This window comes from Aequorivita sp. IT1183, assembly GCF_058068265.1.
The window spans coordinates 380,506-393,746 of record NZ_JBYRHS010000001.1; the positions used below are offsets into that span (position 1 = coordinate 380,506).

The window sequence follows — 13,241 nt, forward strand, 5'->3', positions numbered from 1 at the left end:
GTTTTCAATTAAAATATTTTATTTTTGCCACTTATAATTAAATTTAAAAATCAAGAATTATGTCAGACATTGCATCACGAGTAAAAGCGATTATCGTAGACAAATTAGGTGTAGACGAAAACGAAGTTGTAAACGAAGCTAGCTTCACTAACGACTTAGGAGCGGACTCCTTGGATACTGTAGAGCTTATAATGGAATTTGAAAAAGAATTTGATATCCAGATTCCAGACGACCAAGCAGAAAACATCGCAACGGTAGGTCAAGCAATTTCCTATATAGAAGCAGCAAAATAACAATTCTTCTATGGAATTAAAGCGAGTTGTAGTTACAGGCCTTGGTGCCCTTACCCCTATTGGTAACAATATTCAAGAATATTGGGATGCGCTAATTAGTGGGAAAAGTGGCTGTGGGCCCATAACATATTTTGATGCTGAAAAGTTCAAAACTAAATTCGCTTGCGAATTGAAGAATTTCAACGCAGAAGATCATTTTGATAGAAAAGAAGCCCGAAAGCTAGATCGATTTGCCCAATACGCCCTCGTTTCTTCAGACGAAGCTATTATAGACGCAGGAATTAACCTTGATGAGGTTGATAAATTCCGCGTTGGTGTTATTTGGGGAGCCGGAATAGGCGGGTTGGAAACTTTTCAAAATGAAGTAATAAACTTTGCACAAGGGGATGGAACACCACGTTTCAACCCCTTCTTTATTCCTAAAATGATTGCGGACATTGCGCCCGGAAACATTTCTATTAAGCACGGTTTTATGGGGCCAAACTATACTACGGTATCGGCCTGTGCCTCCTCTGCTAATGCAATGATTGACGCACTAAACTACATTCGTTTGGGCCATTGCGACGTTATTGTTACAGGCGGAAGCGAAGCAGCAGTAACTATGGCAGGAATGGGTGGTTTTAACGCCATGCACGCCTTGTCTACCCGCAACGATAGCCCAGAAACTGCCTCGCGTCCATTTGATGCGACACGCGATGGATTTGTTTTAGGTGAAGGTGCTGGAGCATTAATACTAGAGGAATACGAACACGCTAAAAAACGTGGCGCAAAGATTTATGCCGAAGTGGTTGGCGGTGGTATGAGCAGCGATGCTTACCATATGACGGCCCCACACCCAGACGGTATTGGCGTGGAACGTGTTATGATTAACACACTGCGCGATGCTAATATGAGTTCAGATGAAGTGGATACTATAAATACCCACGGAACCTCAACACCACTTGGCGACGTTGCAGAATTGAAAGCTATTGTAAAAGTTTTTGGCAAACACGCTAAAGACATCAATATTAATTCAACAAAATCTATGACCGGGCACCTGTTAGGCGCTGCAGGTGCTATTGAAGCAATTGCCTCTATTTTAGCAATGAAACACGGGATTGTTCCACCTACCATTAACCATACAACGGTAGATGAAAACATTGATCCATCCTTAAATCTTACTCTTAATAAAGCTCAAAAACGCGACATTAAAGTTGCAATGAGCAATACATTTGGGTTTGGTGGGCACAATGCATGCGTGCTCTTTAAAAAACTTGATGCCTAAAACAATTAATGGCTTCCATTAAAAACATATTTTCTTCCCGTACAGATAAAAACGGGGAATTTTTTAATTCCTTAAAGAAAATATTAGGCTTTAGTCCCAAAGACATTTCCATTTACGAAACTGCCTTTACACATCGTTCCACCAACGAAAAAAATACAAGCGGCCGACCACAAAATTACGAACGGCTAGAGTTTCTGGGCGATGCCATGCTGGGTGCGGTAATTGCCGCACACTTGTTTAAAAAAGTACCCGAAGGAAACGAAGGTTACCTAACTAAAATGCGAAGCAAAGTAGTAAGCCGCGAGCATTTGAATGAGCTGGGTCGCGATTTAAACCTTGTTAAATTTTTAAAAACAACCATTCCCACGCAACAATTCAGTGGGAATATTTACGGGAACGTTTTTGAAGCATTGGTTGGTGCTATTTATTTAGACCGCGGATTTAAGTATTGCGAAAAATTTATTCAGAAAAGGGTTATTAAACCTTATGTGGATATAAAAAAACTGGAAGGGAAGGTTATCAGTTACAAAAGTCTCTTTATTGAATGGTGCCAAAAACACAAAAAACAATTCAATTTTGAGGTCTACGAAGACAATGGCAAAGATGAGTTGAAACATTTCGCTGTTCGTTTAAAACTCAGTGACGAAGTAGTTGCAAAGGCTCGTGCTACTTCAAAAAAGAAAGCTGAGGAGCGCGCGGCAAAAAGAGCGTTTTATAAACTTCATATAAAAGTTGATTCAGAAACCCCCTAAGTCAATAAGTTATATTTACGTCAAATTTTTCAATAGCAACTCTGTATTCTAGCTAATACCTTTAAAGTTGCTTATTTTTGTGAGTAGATATCTTTCAACGGTATCCAACATTAATAAAAATATTGAAGATGAATGGCGAACCTCAAATTAATTTTTGACGAAGATTTTGAAGAGCCTTATGCGCTCATTGCAATCCATTGCAGTGAGGAAGATTATAAATTGGCATATTTAATAAATCGCCACCTCAATATGAGGTTAAAGCGAAAAAAAACTGATCTCGACTTTTCAACGGAAGGCTTACTAATAACATTTCCGTTGTACAATTTTGAGGATGTACATAAATACACCCACTTTTACTTATTAGCCAACAAATGCAGGTCTGTTGAAGCTGGTTTACAGAGTTCTGGCGGCCTTTTTGCTGAAATGGCTACCGAAAAATCAAGGGTTCATTATCTACTTCCTGAATTCAAAAAAGTAGATTATTTTCTGAAAATTTATTCAGATTTTGAAACTTTGCCTTTGCGAAAAATTCTTTCAGAAATAAACGATATAAAACAGGTAATCTCTGCCTATTCAGTAGAAATAGAGAATATAAAATCAAGGAATAATTTAATTTTCGATTAAATGTCAAATCAAAAAAGAACCAAAATAGTTGCCACACTTGGCCCATCTACCTCGTCTAGAGAAATTCTAAAACACATGATTCTAGAAGGCGTAGATGTATTCAGGGTTAACTTTTCGCACGCAAACTACGATAATGTAAAAGAGAGCATTAAAACAATCCGCGAACTGTCTGAAGAGTTAGACACGCACGTAGCTATTCTGGGCGATTTACAAGGTCCAAAATTGCGCGTGGGGATGATGAAAGAAGAAGTGGTTGTGCAACCTGGCGACGAACTTTACTTCTGTACGGGTGAAGAATTTGAAGGAACTCGAGAAAGGGTTTATATGAATTACGACAATTTTCCGAGAGATGTGAATCCTGGAGAACGCGTACTATTGGACGATGGTAAACTTATTTTTGAAGTACTTGAGACCAACCGAACAAACGAAGTAAAAGTAATGGTAGTCCAAGGAGGCCCATTGCGTTCTAAAAAAGGAGTAAATCTTCCAAATACAAGTATTTCCCTTCCTGCACTTACTTCCAAAGACAAGGAAGATGCCGTTTTCGCAATTGAACAAAAAGTAGATTGGATGGCGCTTTCATTTGTGCGTCACGCAGAAGATTTAAAAGAATTGCAGGCGCTAATTGAAGCGCATTCAGAATATAAAATTCCTATTATCGCTAAAATTGAAAAACCTGAAGCTGTTGAAAACATCGATAAAATCATTGCCTTTTGCGATGGTTTAATGGTTGCTCGTGGCGATTTAGGCGTAGAAGTTCCGGCAGAAGAAGTACCGCTTATTCAAAAAGAATTGGTGCTTAAGGCAAAACGTGCACGTATTCCAGTAATTATCGCGACTCAAATGATGGAAACGATGATAACTTCTTTAACACCAACCCGCGCCGAAGTAAACGACGTGGCAAATTCAGTAATGGACGGTGCCGATGCCGTTATGCTTTCGGGGGAAACTTCCGTAGGAAATTATCCAGTTGCCGTAATAAAAACGATGACAAAAATATTGAAGAGCGTGGAAACCTCTGAATTAATTCGCGTTCCACAAGACCCACCACAGATTAAAACCAACCGTTACGTTACAAAATCCATTTGCTATCACGCAGCACTTATGGCAAACGAAATTGAGGCAGAGGCAATTTGTACATTAACGAACAGTGGTTATACAGCATTCCAGATTTCGGCTTGGAGGCCTTCGGCGTATATTTTAGCCTTTACTTCCAACAGACTCATTCTTGCTCGTCTAAATTTACTTTGGGGCGTAAAAGCGTTTTATTACGATAAATACGTAAGTACAGATGAAACTGTAGACGACGTAAATAGAATTGCTTTCGAAAAAGGATATGTGCACAAAGGCGATTATTTAATCAATCTTGCGGCTATGCCAATAGTAGATAAAGGAATGGTGAACACGTTGCGAGTAACGCAGGTTAAATAATTAATCTGCGACTTCAACTTTCTCAATTTTCATCACGTCAGCTTCTTTGGTAATAGTAACCGTATAACCAAACCCTGTAGTTTTGTAGTTATAAACTATTTTCTGAAGTGCATTGTCGCTTCTAGAAATTTGTAGCGCGCTGAGAAAATCGGTTTTCTTTTTATTGCCGTTTTGTTGGGTTTCACTGTTGGAACCCTTTGGATTTGGAAAGGCAAATTCTTTTGGAATTTCAAAAAGCTGCTGAGCCGTAAAAAAAGCTTCGTGCCATTTGTCGGTTGGTAAAATTAAGGTTTCGGTTTTATTGGGATTACTTGCCGAACCGCCGGTGGCTTCAGAATAATTTACCTTTGGAAAATCTTTTTTCAATTCTTCGGCATAATTTTTTGCTGAAGAATCTAATCCCGGAGGAGAAAATTTAGACAGAAAACCACTAAAGGCAAATCCTTTATTGTTGTTGTATTCCACTTCATCCATCGCGCCATCAATTCCCCCAACATTCATCGTTGATTTATCTTCGGCATTCACAATTTTTACTTTCGTACCCAATGGCATTACTGCAAGTTTTGCGCTTTGTAGATTTGGAAATTCGCGCAGCGTTAATCCACTAACCGCGCTAACATACATAAACCCCTGAGTAGTTTCTGCGGGAATGGTATCTGTTACAACAGTTTGCGCGTCTTCATTGTTTTTAGCGTCGTTTTTACAGGAAGAAAGTAATGTAATGCCTGCAAGAAAAAGAATTGAAAAAGCTATGGTCTTCATAATCTGGAGTTTTTAATTAGTTAAAGATAGGTAGCTTTTTTACATATATAAAATTTATGATTCGCTGTCCTCCAAAGGAGGGGCATAAACTCCCTTCCCTAAGGGAAGGGCTGGGGCTGGGACTAAAATTCAAGTTTCAATTGCACATCAATTGTTTCCTTCGGAGGATCTTTTTTCTTTGGGGTTTCGTTGTTTAGATTTGAAATTGAAATGCCCAATAATCGTACCGATTCCTTCATTCTTTCCTGAAACAATAATTCTTTAACCACTTCCATTATTAATTCTTTGGAAGAAACAAAAAGCGAAAGCGTTTTGCTACGAGTTTGTTGTGAGAAATCACGATACTTTATTTTTAAAGTTACGGTTTTACCCGCTAGTTTGCTTCGTTTTAAACGGTTTTCGACTTCTAAAGCAATTTCTTCTAAACGTTCCAACATGAAAATTTCCGAAGAAATATTTTCAGAAAATGTATGTTCGGCTGCAAGGGATTTCTGCGTTCGTGTGGGTTTTACTTTGCTATTGTGAATTCCACGAACCACCTTATAATAAAATCCGCCACTCTTTCCGAAGTGCTCTTCTAAAAATTCCAACGATTTATTTTTTAAATCTAAGCCAGTAAAAATTCCCAAACGGTACATTTTCTCCTTGGTGACTTTTCCAACACCGTAAAATTTCTTTACATCCAGCGTTTCCAAAAACGGCTCCACCTCTTCTGGTCCCAGTGTTTTTTGTCCGTTGGGTTTGTTGATATCGCTAGCAATTTTTGCTACAAACTTATTCACCGAAATTCCAGCCGAAGCATTTAATCCAGTTACTTCTTTAATTCTTTTACGAATTTCTTCAGCAATCATCGACGCACTGGGATTGCCTTTTTTGTTTTCGGTTACGTCCAGATATGCTTCATCTAAAGAAAGCGGTTCTACTAAATCTGTATATTCTAAAAATATTTTCCTAATCTGTTTCGAAACCTCTTTATAACGATCAAAATTGGTTTTAACAAAAATAAGTTCCGGGCAAAGTTTTCGCGCCATTGCGCCACTCATCGCACTTCGAACCCCAAATTTTCGCGCTTCATAACTAGCCGCGCTCACCACGCCACGGGCTGAACTTCCTCCGACAGCAACAGCTTTTCCCCGCAATTCGGGATTATCCAATTGCTCAACAGACGCATAAAAAGCGTCCATATCTACGTGAATAATTTTGCGAATTTGGTGTTCGGCCGGCATACTGCAAAAATAGTATCTTAAATGGTTACCAAACCCCAAAGATTTTTAAAACCTTGTAAGTATCTTTATATTATGAAAACAGCAATTATTTTAGGAGCTACTGGATTAACCGGAAGTATTCTTTTAGAAAAACTATTGGCAGATGCTTCTTTTGAAAAAATAATTCTCTTTTCACGCAGTTCCGTAGCAAAGAATTCGCCTAAAATTGAAGAGCATTTGATTGATATGTTTCAATTAGAAGCCCATTCCGAATCATTTAAAGCAGATGTAGTTTTCTGCTGTATTGGTACTACAAAAGCCAACACCCCAGATAAAGAAACTTATAAAAAAATTGATTACGGCATTCCCGTTACCGCTGCAAAACTTGCAAAACAGAACGGAATTAACACATATATTGTAATCTCGGCATTAGGCGCAGATGCAAACAGCAGCGTTTTTTACAACAAAACAAAAGGTGAAATGCAACGCGATGTGTTAAACCAAAATATTGAAAACACTTACATTTTGCAACCTTCGTTAATTGTTGGCGATAGAGATGAAAACCGTTTGGGTGAAAAAATTGCGATATTTTTTATGAAGAATTTCAGCTTTTTAATTCCGAAGAAATACAAAATGATTAAAGCTGAAACGATTTCAGATGCAATGGTAGTTTTGGCGAAAGAAGGGTATCCTGAAAAAATTATCCCTTCGGAAAAAATACAAATGATTGGAAAATAAGATGTAAGATTGAGTACAGTCGAAACCTCCCATTAGTTCTCGAATGCGCTCGAACAGACAAATCTTTATAAACGATGTATGCAAGAAATAGAACGCAAATTTTTGGTGACTTCCGAAGCTTTTAAAAATGAAGCACACAAACGCACACGTATTGTTCAGGGTTTTTTAAACACCAATCCGGAGCGCACAGTTCGTGTTCGCGTGCAGGGAAGTGATGGTTTTATTACTGTAAAAGGTAAAAGCAATAAGTCGGGACTGTCTCGTTTTGAGTGGGAAAAACAGATTTCACTCGCGGAAGCTGAAGAACTACTTCACCTTTGTGAACCGGAGATTATTGAAAAAACGCGATATGAAATTTCAAGCGGAGATCATACTTTCGAAGTTGATGATTTTATGGGCGAAAACATAGGTTTAATTATTGCCGAAGTTGAGCTCGATGCCGAAGATGAAACTTACATAAAACCCGATTGGGTGGGAAAAGAGGTTACTGGCGATGTTAAATATTACAACTCAAATTTGAGTAAAAATCCTTTTAAAAAGTGGATTTGAAGAAAGTTGCAGTTGGCAGTTGCAGTTAGCAGTTTGCTAATTCAAAAGTTGACTAATTTTCACAATTGTTTCAACATCTGAAGTTGCCACAATTCCCTCTTCAAAAAAAGCTTCGCCGTGCATTGAAACATTAGGTTTTTTAGGAAGCATTTGCTTTTTTGTTGTTGCGGAAAGATGAATGCTTTTAAATCCAGCTTCTTTAAATTTTAAGGCGTTTTCTAAATTAATTCCGCCGCCAGGCATAATTTCTATTTCTCCTTTTGAATTGTTTAAAACCTCTTTCAAAAGTGAAATTCCTTCAATTGCTGACGGTTTTTGTCCCGAAGAAAGCAATCTATTCACTTTTAAATTGATTAAATTTTGAAGTTCTTCCAAAGGATTTTCAACCCAATCAAACGCTCGGTGAAAGGTAAATTCCATTCCATCGGAAGCCGTAATTAACTGTTTCGTTTTTTCAATATCGATTTTGTTTTCTGAAGTTAAAAATCCGCTTACAATTCCTGCACAACCCAACTTTTTGCAGAAGGCAATGTCTTTCAACATTACATCCAATTCTTCTTCGGAATACGTAAAATTTCCACTTCGCGGACGGATTAAAACGTGGGTTGGAATCTCCAATTCCGAAACAACTTTTTCAATCAAACCGTGGCTTGGCGTAAGGCCGCCCACTGAAAGTTCAGTGCAAAGTTCTATTCGGTTTGCGCCAGCAAGTTGCGCAGCTTGGGCGCTTTCAAAACTGTTTGCACATATTTCTATAATCATATTTATAATAAATTTTAATGTCAGGTTAAGCGCAGTCGAAACCTCATTCTATAATAATTTCGTCAATAAATGTCCATGCTTTGTTGCCCGCGCCTTGTTGGCCTTCGGGAATAGTTCCGTAATTTGGAATTTTAACATGCACAACACTGGTTGTATAAGGTTTATTTTTAATGGATAAATCAACTTTTACCGCTTTTATATTTGGTTGTAGATTTTGCAAATATTTGGTGGAACTAGTGAACTTTTTTCCTTCCGGATTAAAGCAAAAACTTATAACCTCTTTCGGTGCGTGAATCCACTGTCCAGGCGCATCATAAAATCGAAGGTTGACGGAATTGATTTCAATTTCCTTTCCAAAATCAATTGTAATCTCCAAATTATCGCCCCAAAACCCCAGCCATTCTTTATCGCCGTAGCGCGAATCACTACCCTCAATTCCGTTAATTAAAGCTTCTTTTCCTCCAGCGGCATACGCAGGATTCGGCGTTACGTTCAATGAGATTTTTGCTGTAATTCCTTTGTGATATTTTATTTCTTCAGAAAAATCGCTTCCCACTTTTGCACCGTTTTTAAAAACGTTTGCCGTAATTTTTGAACTTTCTTCAATCAAAATGGGTTTCGAATAAACTTCACTTTTAGAATCATTTAAAGTAAATCGAATCTCTTTTCCCGCTGTTGGCGTAGTCATTTCATAAAAAACTTTGGCGTCAGTTTTCAAAATATTGCCTTCAATTTCGTATAAATGGTTTGCGTAATTAATATTCAAAGCATCCAAACGCGGCATAAAACCTTCAACACGAGAAACAAAATTTGGGTAATCCTTTTCAAAATTTTCTGAAGGACCGTTCCACGTAACTTCACTCATTGCAAGGATTCTCGGAAAAACCATATATTCCACTTGCTGTTCATTAGGAATATATTCTGTCCACAAATTGGCCTGGGCGCCGAGAATATATTTTGATTCTTCAGCATTTAATTCTTTGGGAATTGGATTAAAAGAATACACTTTTTTCAACGGAAGAAAACCGCCAATCGCCACAGGTTCATCTGCGTTATCGCTTTGATAATAATCAAAATACGAATGCGAAGTAGGCGTCATAATTACGTTGTGTTTTTGTTTTGCAGCATCAATCCCGCCCTGCATACCGCGCCACGACATTACCGTTGCGTTTGGCGCAAGACCGCCTTCCAAAATTTCGTCCCATCCAATTATTTTTTTTCCTTTACTATTCACAAATTTTTCAATCCGTTGAATGAAATAACTCTGCAAACCGTGTTCATCGTTTAAGTTTTTGTCCTTTATTAATTTCTGGCAGTGGGCACAATTTTTCCATTGAATTTTTGGCGCCTCGTCGCCACCAATGTGAATATATTCCCCAGGAAACAAAGGAATAACTTCACTTAAAACATTTTCTAAAAAGGTGAAAGTTTCTTCTTTTGGGCAAAAAATATCATCAAAAACGCCCCAAGTGGTTGCAACGGGAATCTGTTTGCCCGTACAACCCAATTCAGGATACGAACTAATGGCAGCCTGTGCGTGGCCAGGCATTTCAATTTCTGGAATAATAGTTACGTTTTGGGTTGCGGCAAAGGCAACCACTTCTTTTATGTCTTCCTGCGTATAAAAACCGCCGTAGCGCTCGCCGTCGTATTTTTGTGGACTGTCATTATAATGACCAATTAACGTTTCTTCGCGAAAAGCACCTTTTGAAGTAAGCTCTGGATATTTCTTTATTTCAACCCGCCAACCTTGGTCGTCCGTAAGATGCCAATGAAAATAATTCATTTTGAGCAATGCGAGATTTGCAATGTATTTTTTTACAAATTCCTTATCGAAAAAATGTCGGGAAACGTCTAAATGCATTCCGCGATATTGAAATTTTGGAAAGTCTGTAATTGTTAATTGAGGAAGAGAATAACTAATATTCTGCTTTGATGTTTTTTGTTCCAATTCCGTCGGAAGCAATTGCCTTAAAGTCTGAATTGCATAAAAAGCGCCACTCGCATGACTAGCTTTTATATAGATTTTTGAATTTGAAATATTTAAAAAATACCCTTCGGAAGGTTGGGTAGCATCTTTTTCGAAAACTATATTAGCCTCTTTTTCTGAAGTTTTTATAAGTGAAAATCCAACGCCATTTTGAAGAAAATCATTTAAAAAATTTCCTGCTATCTCAAATTTCGTTTCAAAATAAATTGTTGTGTTTTTATCAATGGTAAAAGTTCCGTTGCCAAGTTCTATTTGCTGGGGTTTTGGAATTAGTGTGATTTCATTGTTCTGCGAAAACATTCCAATGGAAATTATAAATATGAAAAAGAAAAGATTTTTTCGCATCGCTATTTTTTAAATTGGTTTATGGCTTTATATTCCAGTGTTGGTGCAGTCTTGCTTTCGGTAGAAAAAAGAATTGTTTTTGGTCTATTTGGTAATAAATCAAAGAAATTATCTTCAAATTTTCCGTTCTCATCTGTTGTTAAAAATACGTCTTTCTGTAAAGTTTTTGAGTTGTGAGTTACCAAAAATCCTTCTTTTACCTTTTCGATTTTGGTTTCAATTTCAGCGCTCTTCAACTTCAAATCTTTCGGTTTCGCAAAATAATGCAAATATTCACTTTGCCCGAAATCGATTTTTAAAACACTAAATGATTTATCAAATTCTAAAGTTTTCAAAGGAAGTGAAAAAAGGATTTTACTACTGTTTTCAAGGCTTTCGGCTATGATCTGTTTTTCATAAATTACCTTTCCATCGAAATCCATTAACTTCAAATAAAGTGAATCTTTAATAGTTTCAAAAGTATCGTTCACCAAAAATATTTTCAAAGAATTATTTTTTACTTCCGTAGAAACCAAAACATTTCCAAAAGCTTTTTTTGCTTTATAATGAAGTGCTTTCCAATTGCCCAAATAGTCAATACTCGACCACGATACGGCCGGCCAACAATCGTTTAATTGCCAGTAAAGCGTTCCCATATTATAGGGTTTGGCCCGGCGCTGGGCGTGGATTCCTTTTGTAATTCCATAGGCTTGCAAAAGTTGGCTCATATAAACGTAGTCCGCTGCATTCTGTGGAATTGGGAAGTCGCGCGCCATATAATCTTCAATAATTTTAAAGCCACGAGAATGCTTTTGATGGTTTGCAAAAAGTGGATCATTCATTATAACCGAATCTCTTCCAGTTGCGTACTGAATGGTTTTAACACTCGGGAAAGACTGAAACCCAAACTCGCTCATAAACCGCGGTACTTCTTCTTCAAAATGCTCAAATGGATAGCCGTCGTGCCAAACCCACCAGTCGTGCGCATCGCCTTCAAACTGATAGCGTTTATCGCCACGACCATATTTTGGGGAACTCTCCCAATAGGATACACTCGGGTTTAAACTGTCCACTGCGCGCGGCAAAATATGATTAAAAACAGCGTAATAAACTTCCCAAATTTCTTGCTTTTGTGCTTCGGTTTTATCGTCTTGCCATCCCCAACGCTGCCAACCTTCGCTATTTTCATTATTCCCGCACCAAAGCGCAATACTTGGATGGTTTCGCAAGCGTTTTATATTTTGAATGGCTTCCTGTTTTACGTTCTCCAAAAATGCCGCATCGCCGGGATACATGGCGCAAGCGAACATAAAATCCTGCCAAATTAAAATTCCTTTTTCATCACACAATTCGTAGAAATAATCGTCTTCATAAATTCCTCCGCCCCAAACACGAAGCATATTCATATTTGCATCAACTGCATCATCAATGAGTTTTGAAAATTTTTGCTGGTTTACCTTCCCTTCCAGCATTTGTTGGGGAACGTAGTTGGCGCCTTTCATATAAACGGGTTTTCCGTTCAGTTTGAAATAAAAACTTTCGCCTTTGGAATCTTTTTCTGTTATCAATTCAATAGAGCGTATTCCGAGTTTTTTTGAATGGGTTTCTAATACAGTTTTATTGTGTTTCAGCTCAATTTGAATGTCATATAAAAAGGGTTCACCCAAATTATATGTCCACCAAAATTTTGGGTTTTTTACTTTAAAAGGTATTTGATATTCGTTTTGTCCCGCTTTGGTTTTAAAGGTTGAAGCAAAAGTTTCGGAGGTGTTTTTATTTGTAATTTGAACGCTTATTTCTTCCTCTTTTACTGTTTCAATTTCAAACGCAGCAACTATTTCTGCTACTGTATCGTTGATAGATTTTGTTTGAAGAAAAGTGTCTTTTAATCGCCCAATATTATAACTAATCAATGAAACATCACGCCAAATGCCCATTGTTTTTATGGTTGGTGCCCAATCCCAACCATACTGATATTGTGGTTTTCGGGTGAAAACGCGGTTGCCTTCGGGCAGTTGATAATTGAGCTTTTCGGCCTCAATTTTTTCTATTGAATCCGGGCTTTTAAAAATGACCAAAAGTTCGTTTTCAGCTTTTAAGGCATCACTAATATCTAACTCCCAACTTCGGAAGGCGTTGTTTGCGGAAAGAATTAAACTATCGTTTAGAAAAACTTCGGCGTAGGTATCTAAACCTTCAAACTTCAAGAAATGTTTTGTTCGTTTTAAAATTTCTTCGGAAACGAAAAATTGTTTTTTAAACTGCCAGTTTTTAGTAGAAATCCATTGAATGGAGTCTTCGTTATTCTTTAAAAATGGGTCGGGAATTTCTCCCAACCTCAGCAAATCTGCTTGTACTGTTCCCGGTACTTCTGCAGTTTGCCAATCTCTCTTTTCCGTTTCAGAGAATTGCCAACCTTCATTTAGTGAAAGTGTTTCGTTGGGCTTTTCTTCACAAGAAAGGAGGGAAATTAAAATTATAAAAAAAGCGTATTGCATTTTTCTCATTCAACTAAAATAGCTGTTTTAAAAATAGCACATAAAAAAA

Annotated in this window: 12 protein-coding genes; 7 read left to right on the top strand and 5 right to left on the bottom strand. The window is 37.6% G+C overall.

All coding sequences use genetic code 11. The features are described 5' to 3' along the window. Positions 1 to 59 precede the first annotated feature (59 nt). The 5 genes from AC3RVF_RS01655 (at position 60) to pyk (ending at position 4,364) form a co-directional block, all read left to right on the top strand. The gene (locus AC3RVF_RS01655) at positions 60 to 293 is read left to right on the top strand and encodes an acyl carrier protein (protein WP_014781833.1); all 234 of its coding nucleotides are present in this window, start codon (positions 60 to 62) and stop codon (positions 291 to 293) included. A 10-nt stretch (positions 294 to 303) separates the two neighbouring features. After that, positions 304 to 1,557: a beta-ketoacyl-ACP synthase II gene (fabF, locus tag AC3RVF_RS01660; RefSeq protein ID WP_489690373.1), complete on the top strand. Its 1,254-nt coding sequence runs from the start codon at positions 304 to 306 to the stop codon at positions 1,555 to 1,557. A gap of 8 nt (positions 1,558 to 1,565) precedes the next feature. After that, positions 1,566 to 2,309 carry a ribonuclease III gene (gene rnc / locus AC3RVF_RS01665; protein WP_489692602.1) on the top strand — a complete coding sequence of 248 codons (744 nt, stop codon included), beginning with the start codon at positions 1,566 to 1,568 and terminating at the stop codon, positions 2,307 to 2,309. A 132-nt stretch (positions 2,310 to 2,441) separates the two neighbouring features. Further along, positions 2,442 to 2,933 carry an IPExxxVDY family protein gene (locus tag AC3RVF_RS01670; protein ID WP_489692603.1) on the top strand — a complete coding sequence of 164 codons (492 nt, stop codon included), beginning with the start codon at positions 2,442 to 2,444 and terminating at the stop codon, positions 2,931 to 2,933. Then, positions 2,934 to 4,364: a pyruvate kinase gene (gene pyk / locus AC3RVF_RS01675; protein WP_489690370.1), complete on the top strand. Its 1,431-nt coding sequence runs from the start codon at positions 2,934 to 2,936 to the stop codon at positions 4,362 to 4,364. Here pyk and AC3RVF_RS01680 read toward each other — a convergent pair whose 3' ends face one another. Further along, positions 4,365 to 5,126 (bottom strand): SH3 domain-containing protein, encoded by a 762-nt coding sequence (locus AC3RVF_RS01680; protein ID WP_489692604.1) that lies wholly within the window; start codon positions 5,124 to 5,126, stop codon positions 4,365 to 4,367. A 122-nt stretch (positions 5,127 to 5,248) separates the two neighbouring features. After that, entirely contained in the window at positions 5,249 to 6,352 is a 1,104-nt protein-coding gene (gene dinB, locus AC3RVF_RS01685; protein ID WP_489690368.1) for a DNA polymerase IV, read from the bottom strand. A gap of 69 nt (positions 6,353 to 6,421) precedes the next feature. Here dinB and AC3RVF_RS01690 point away from each other — a divergent pair, with 69 nt between their 5' ends. Further along, entirely contained in the window at positions 6,422 to 7,069 is a 648-nt protein-coding gene (locus AC3RVF_RS01690) for an NAD(P)H-binding protein (protein ID WP_489692693.1), read from the top strand. 78 nt (positions 7,070 to 7,147) lie between these two features. Then, positions 7,148 to 7,618: a CYTH domain-containing protein gene (locus AC3RVF_RS01695; RefSeq protein WP_489690367.1), complete on the top strand. Its 471-nt coding sequence runs from the start codon at positions 7,148 to 7,150 to the stop codon at positions 7,616 to 7,618. A 36-nt stretch (positions 7,619 to 7,654) separates the two neighbouring features. Here the strand turns inward: AC3RVF_RS01695 and AC3RVF_RS01700 are convergent, their stop codons facing one another. Genes AC3RVF_RS01700 through AC3RVF_RS01710 form a run of 3 tightly spaced genes read right to left on the bottom strand, consistent with a single transcriptional unit; the run spans position 7,655 to position 13,201 of the window. After that, positions 7,655 to 8,380, bottom strand: coding sequence for a copper homeostasis protein CutC (locus AC3RVF_RS01700; RefSeq protein ID WP_489690366.1), 726 nt, complete (start codon positions 8,378 to 8,380; stop codon positions 7,655 to 7,657). 43 nt (positions 8,381 to 8,423) lie between these two features. Next, positions 8,424 to 10,715 (bottom strand): beta-N-acetylhexosaminidase, encoded by a 2,292-nt coding sequence (locus tag AC3RVF_RS01705; protein WP_489690365.1) that lies wholly within the window; start codon positions 10,713 to 10,715, stop codon positions 8,424 to 8,426. 2 nt (positions 10,716 to 10,717) lie between these two features. Further along, on the bottom strand, positions 10,718 to 13,201 hold the full coding sequence (locus AC3RVF_RS01710; RefSeq protein ID WP_489690364.1) for a beta-mannosidase: 2,484 nt from the start codon (positions 13,199 to 13,201) through the stop codon (positions 10,718 to 10,720). Positions 13,202 to 13,241 lie beyond the last annotated feature (40 nt).

Bases quoted from the DNA above. Each gene is read 5' to 3' on its own strand.
- pyk (WP_489690370.1), top strand. From the start codon at position 2,934: ATGTCAAATCAAAAAAGAACCAAAATAGTTGCCACACTTGGCCCATCT.
- AC3RVF_RS01700 (WP_489690366.1), bottom strand. From the start codon at position 8,380: ATGATTATAGAAATATGTGCAAACAGTTTTGAAAGCGCCCAAGCTGCG.
- dinB (WP_489690368.1), bottom strand. From the start codon at position 6,352: ATGCCGGCCGAACACCAAATTCGCAAAATTATTCACGTAGATATGGAC.
- AC3RVF_RS01670 (WP_489692603.1), top strand. From the start codon at position 2,442: ATGGCGAACCTCAAATTAATTTTTGACGAAGATTTTGAAGAGCCTTAT.
- fabF (WP_489690373.1), top strand. From the start codon at position 304: ATGGAATTAAAGCGAGTTGTAGTTACAGGCCTTGGTGCCCTTACCCCT.
- rnc (WP_489692602.1), top strand. From the start codon at position 1,566: ATGGCTTCCATTAAAAACATATTTTCTTCCCGTACAGATAAAAACGGG.
- AC3RVF_RS01655 (WP_014781833.1), top strand. From the start codon at position 60: ATGTCAGACATTGCATCACGAGTAAAAGCGATTATCGTAGACAAATTA.
- AC3RVF_RS01695 (WP_489690367.1), top strand. From the start codon at position 7,148: ATGCAAGAAATAGAACGCAAATTTTTGGTGACTTCCGAAGCTTTTAAA.
- AC3RVF_RS01680 (WP_489692604.1), bottom strand. From the start codon at position 5,126: ATGAAGACCATAGCTTTTTCAATTCTTTTTCTTGCAGGCATTACATTA.
- AC3RVF_RS01705 (WP_489690365.1), bottom strand. From the start codon at position 10,715: ATGCGAAAAAATCTTTTCTTTTTCATATTTATAATTTCCATTGGAATG.
- AC3RVF_RS01710 (WP_489690364.1), bottom strand. From the start codon at position 13,201: ATGAGAAAAATGCAATACGCTTTTTTTATAATTTTAATTTCCCTCCTT.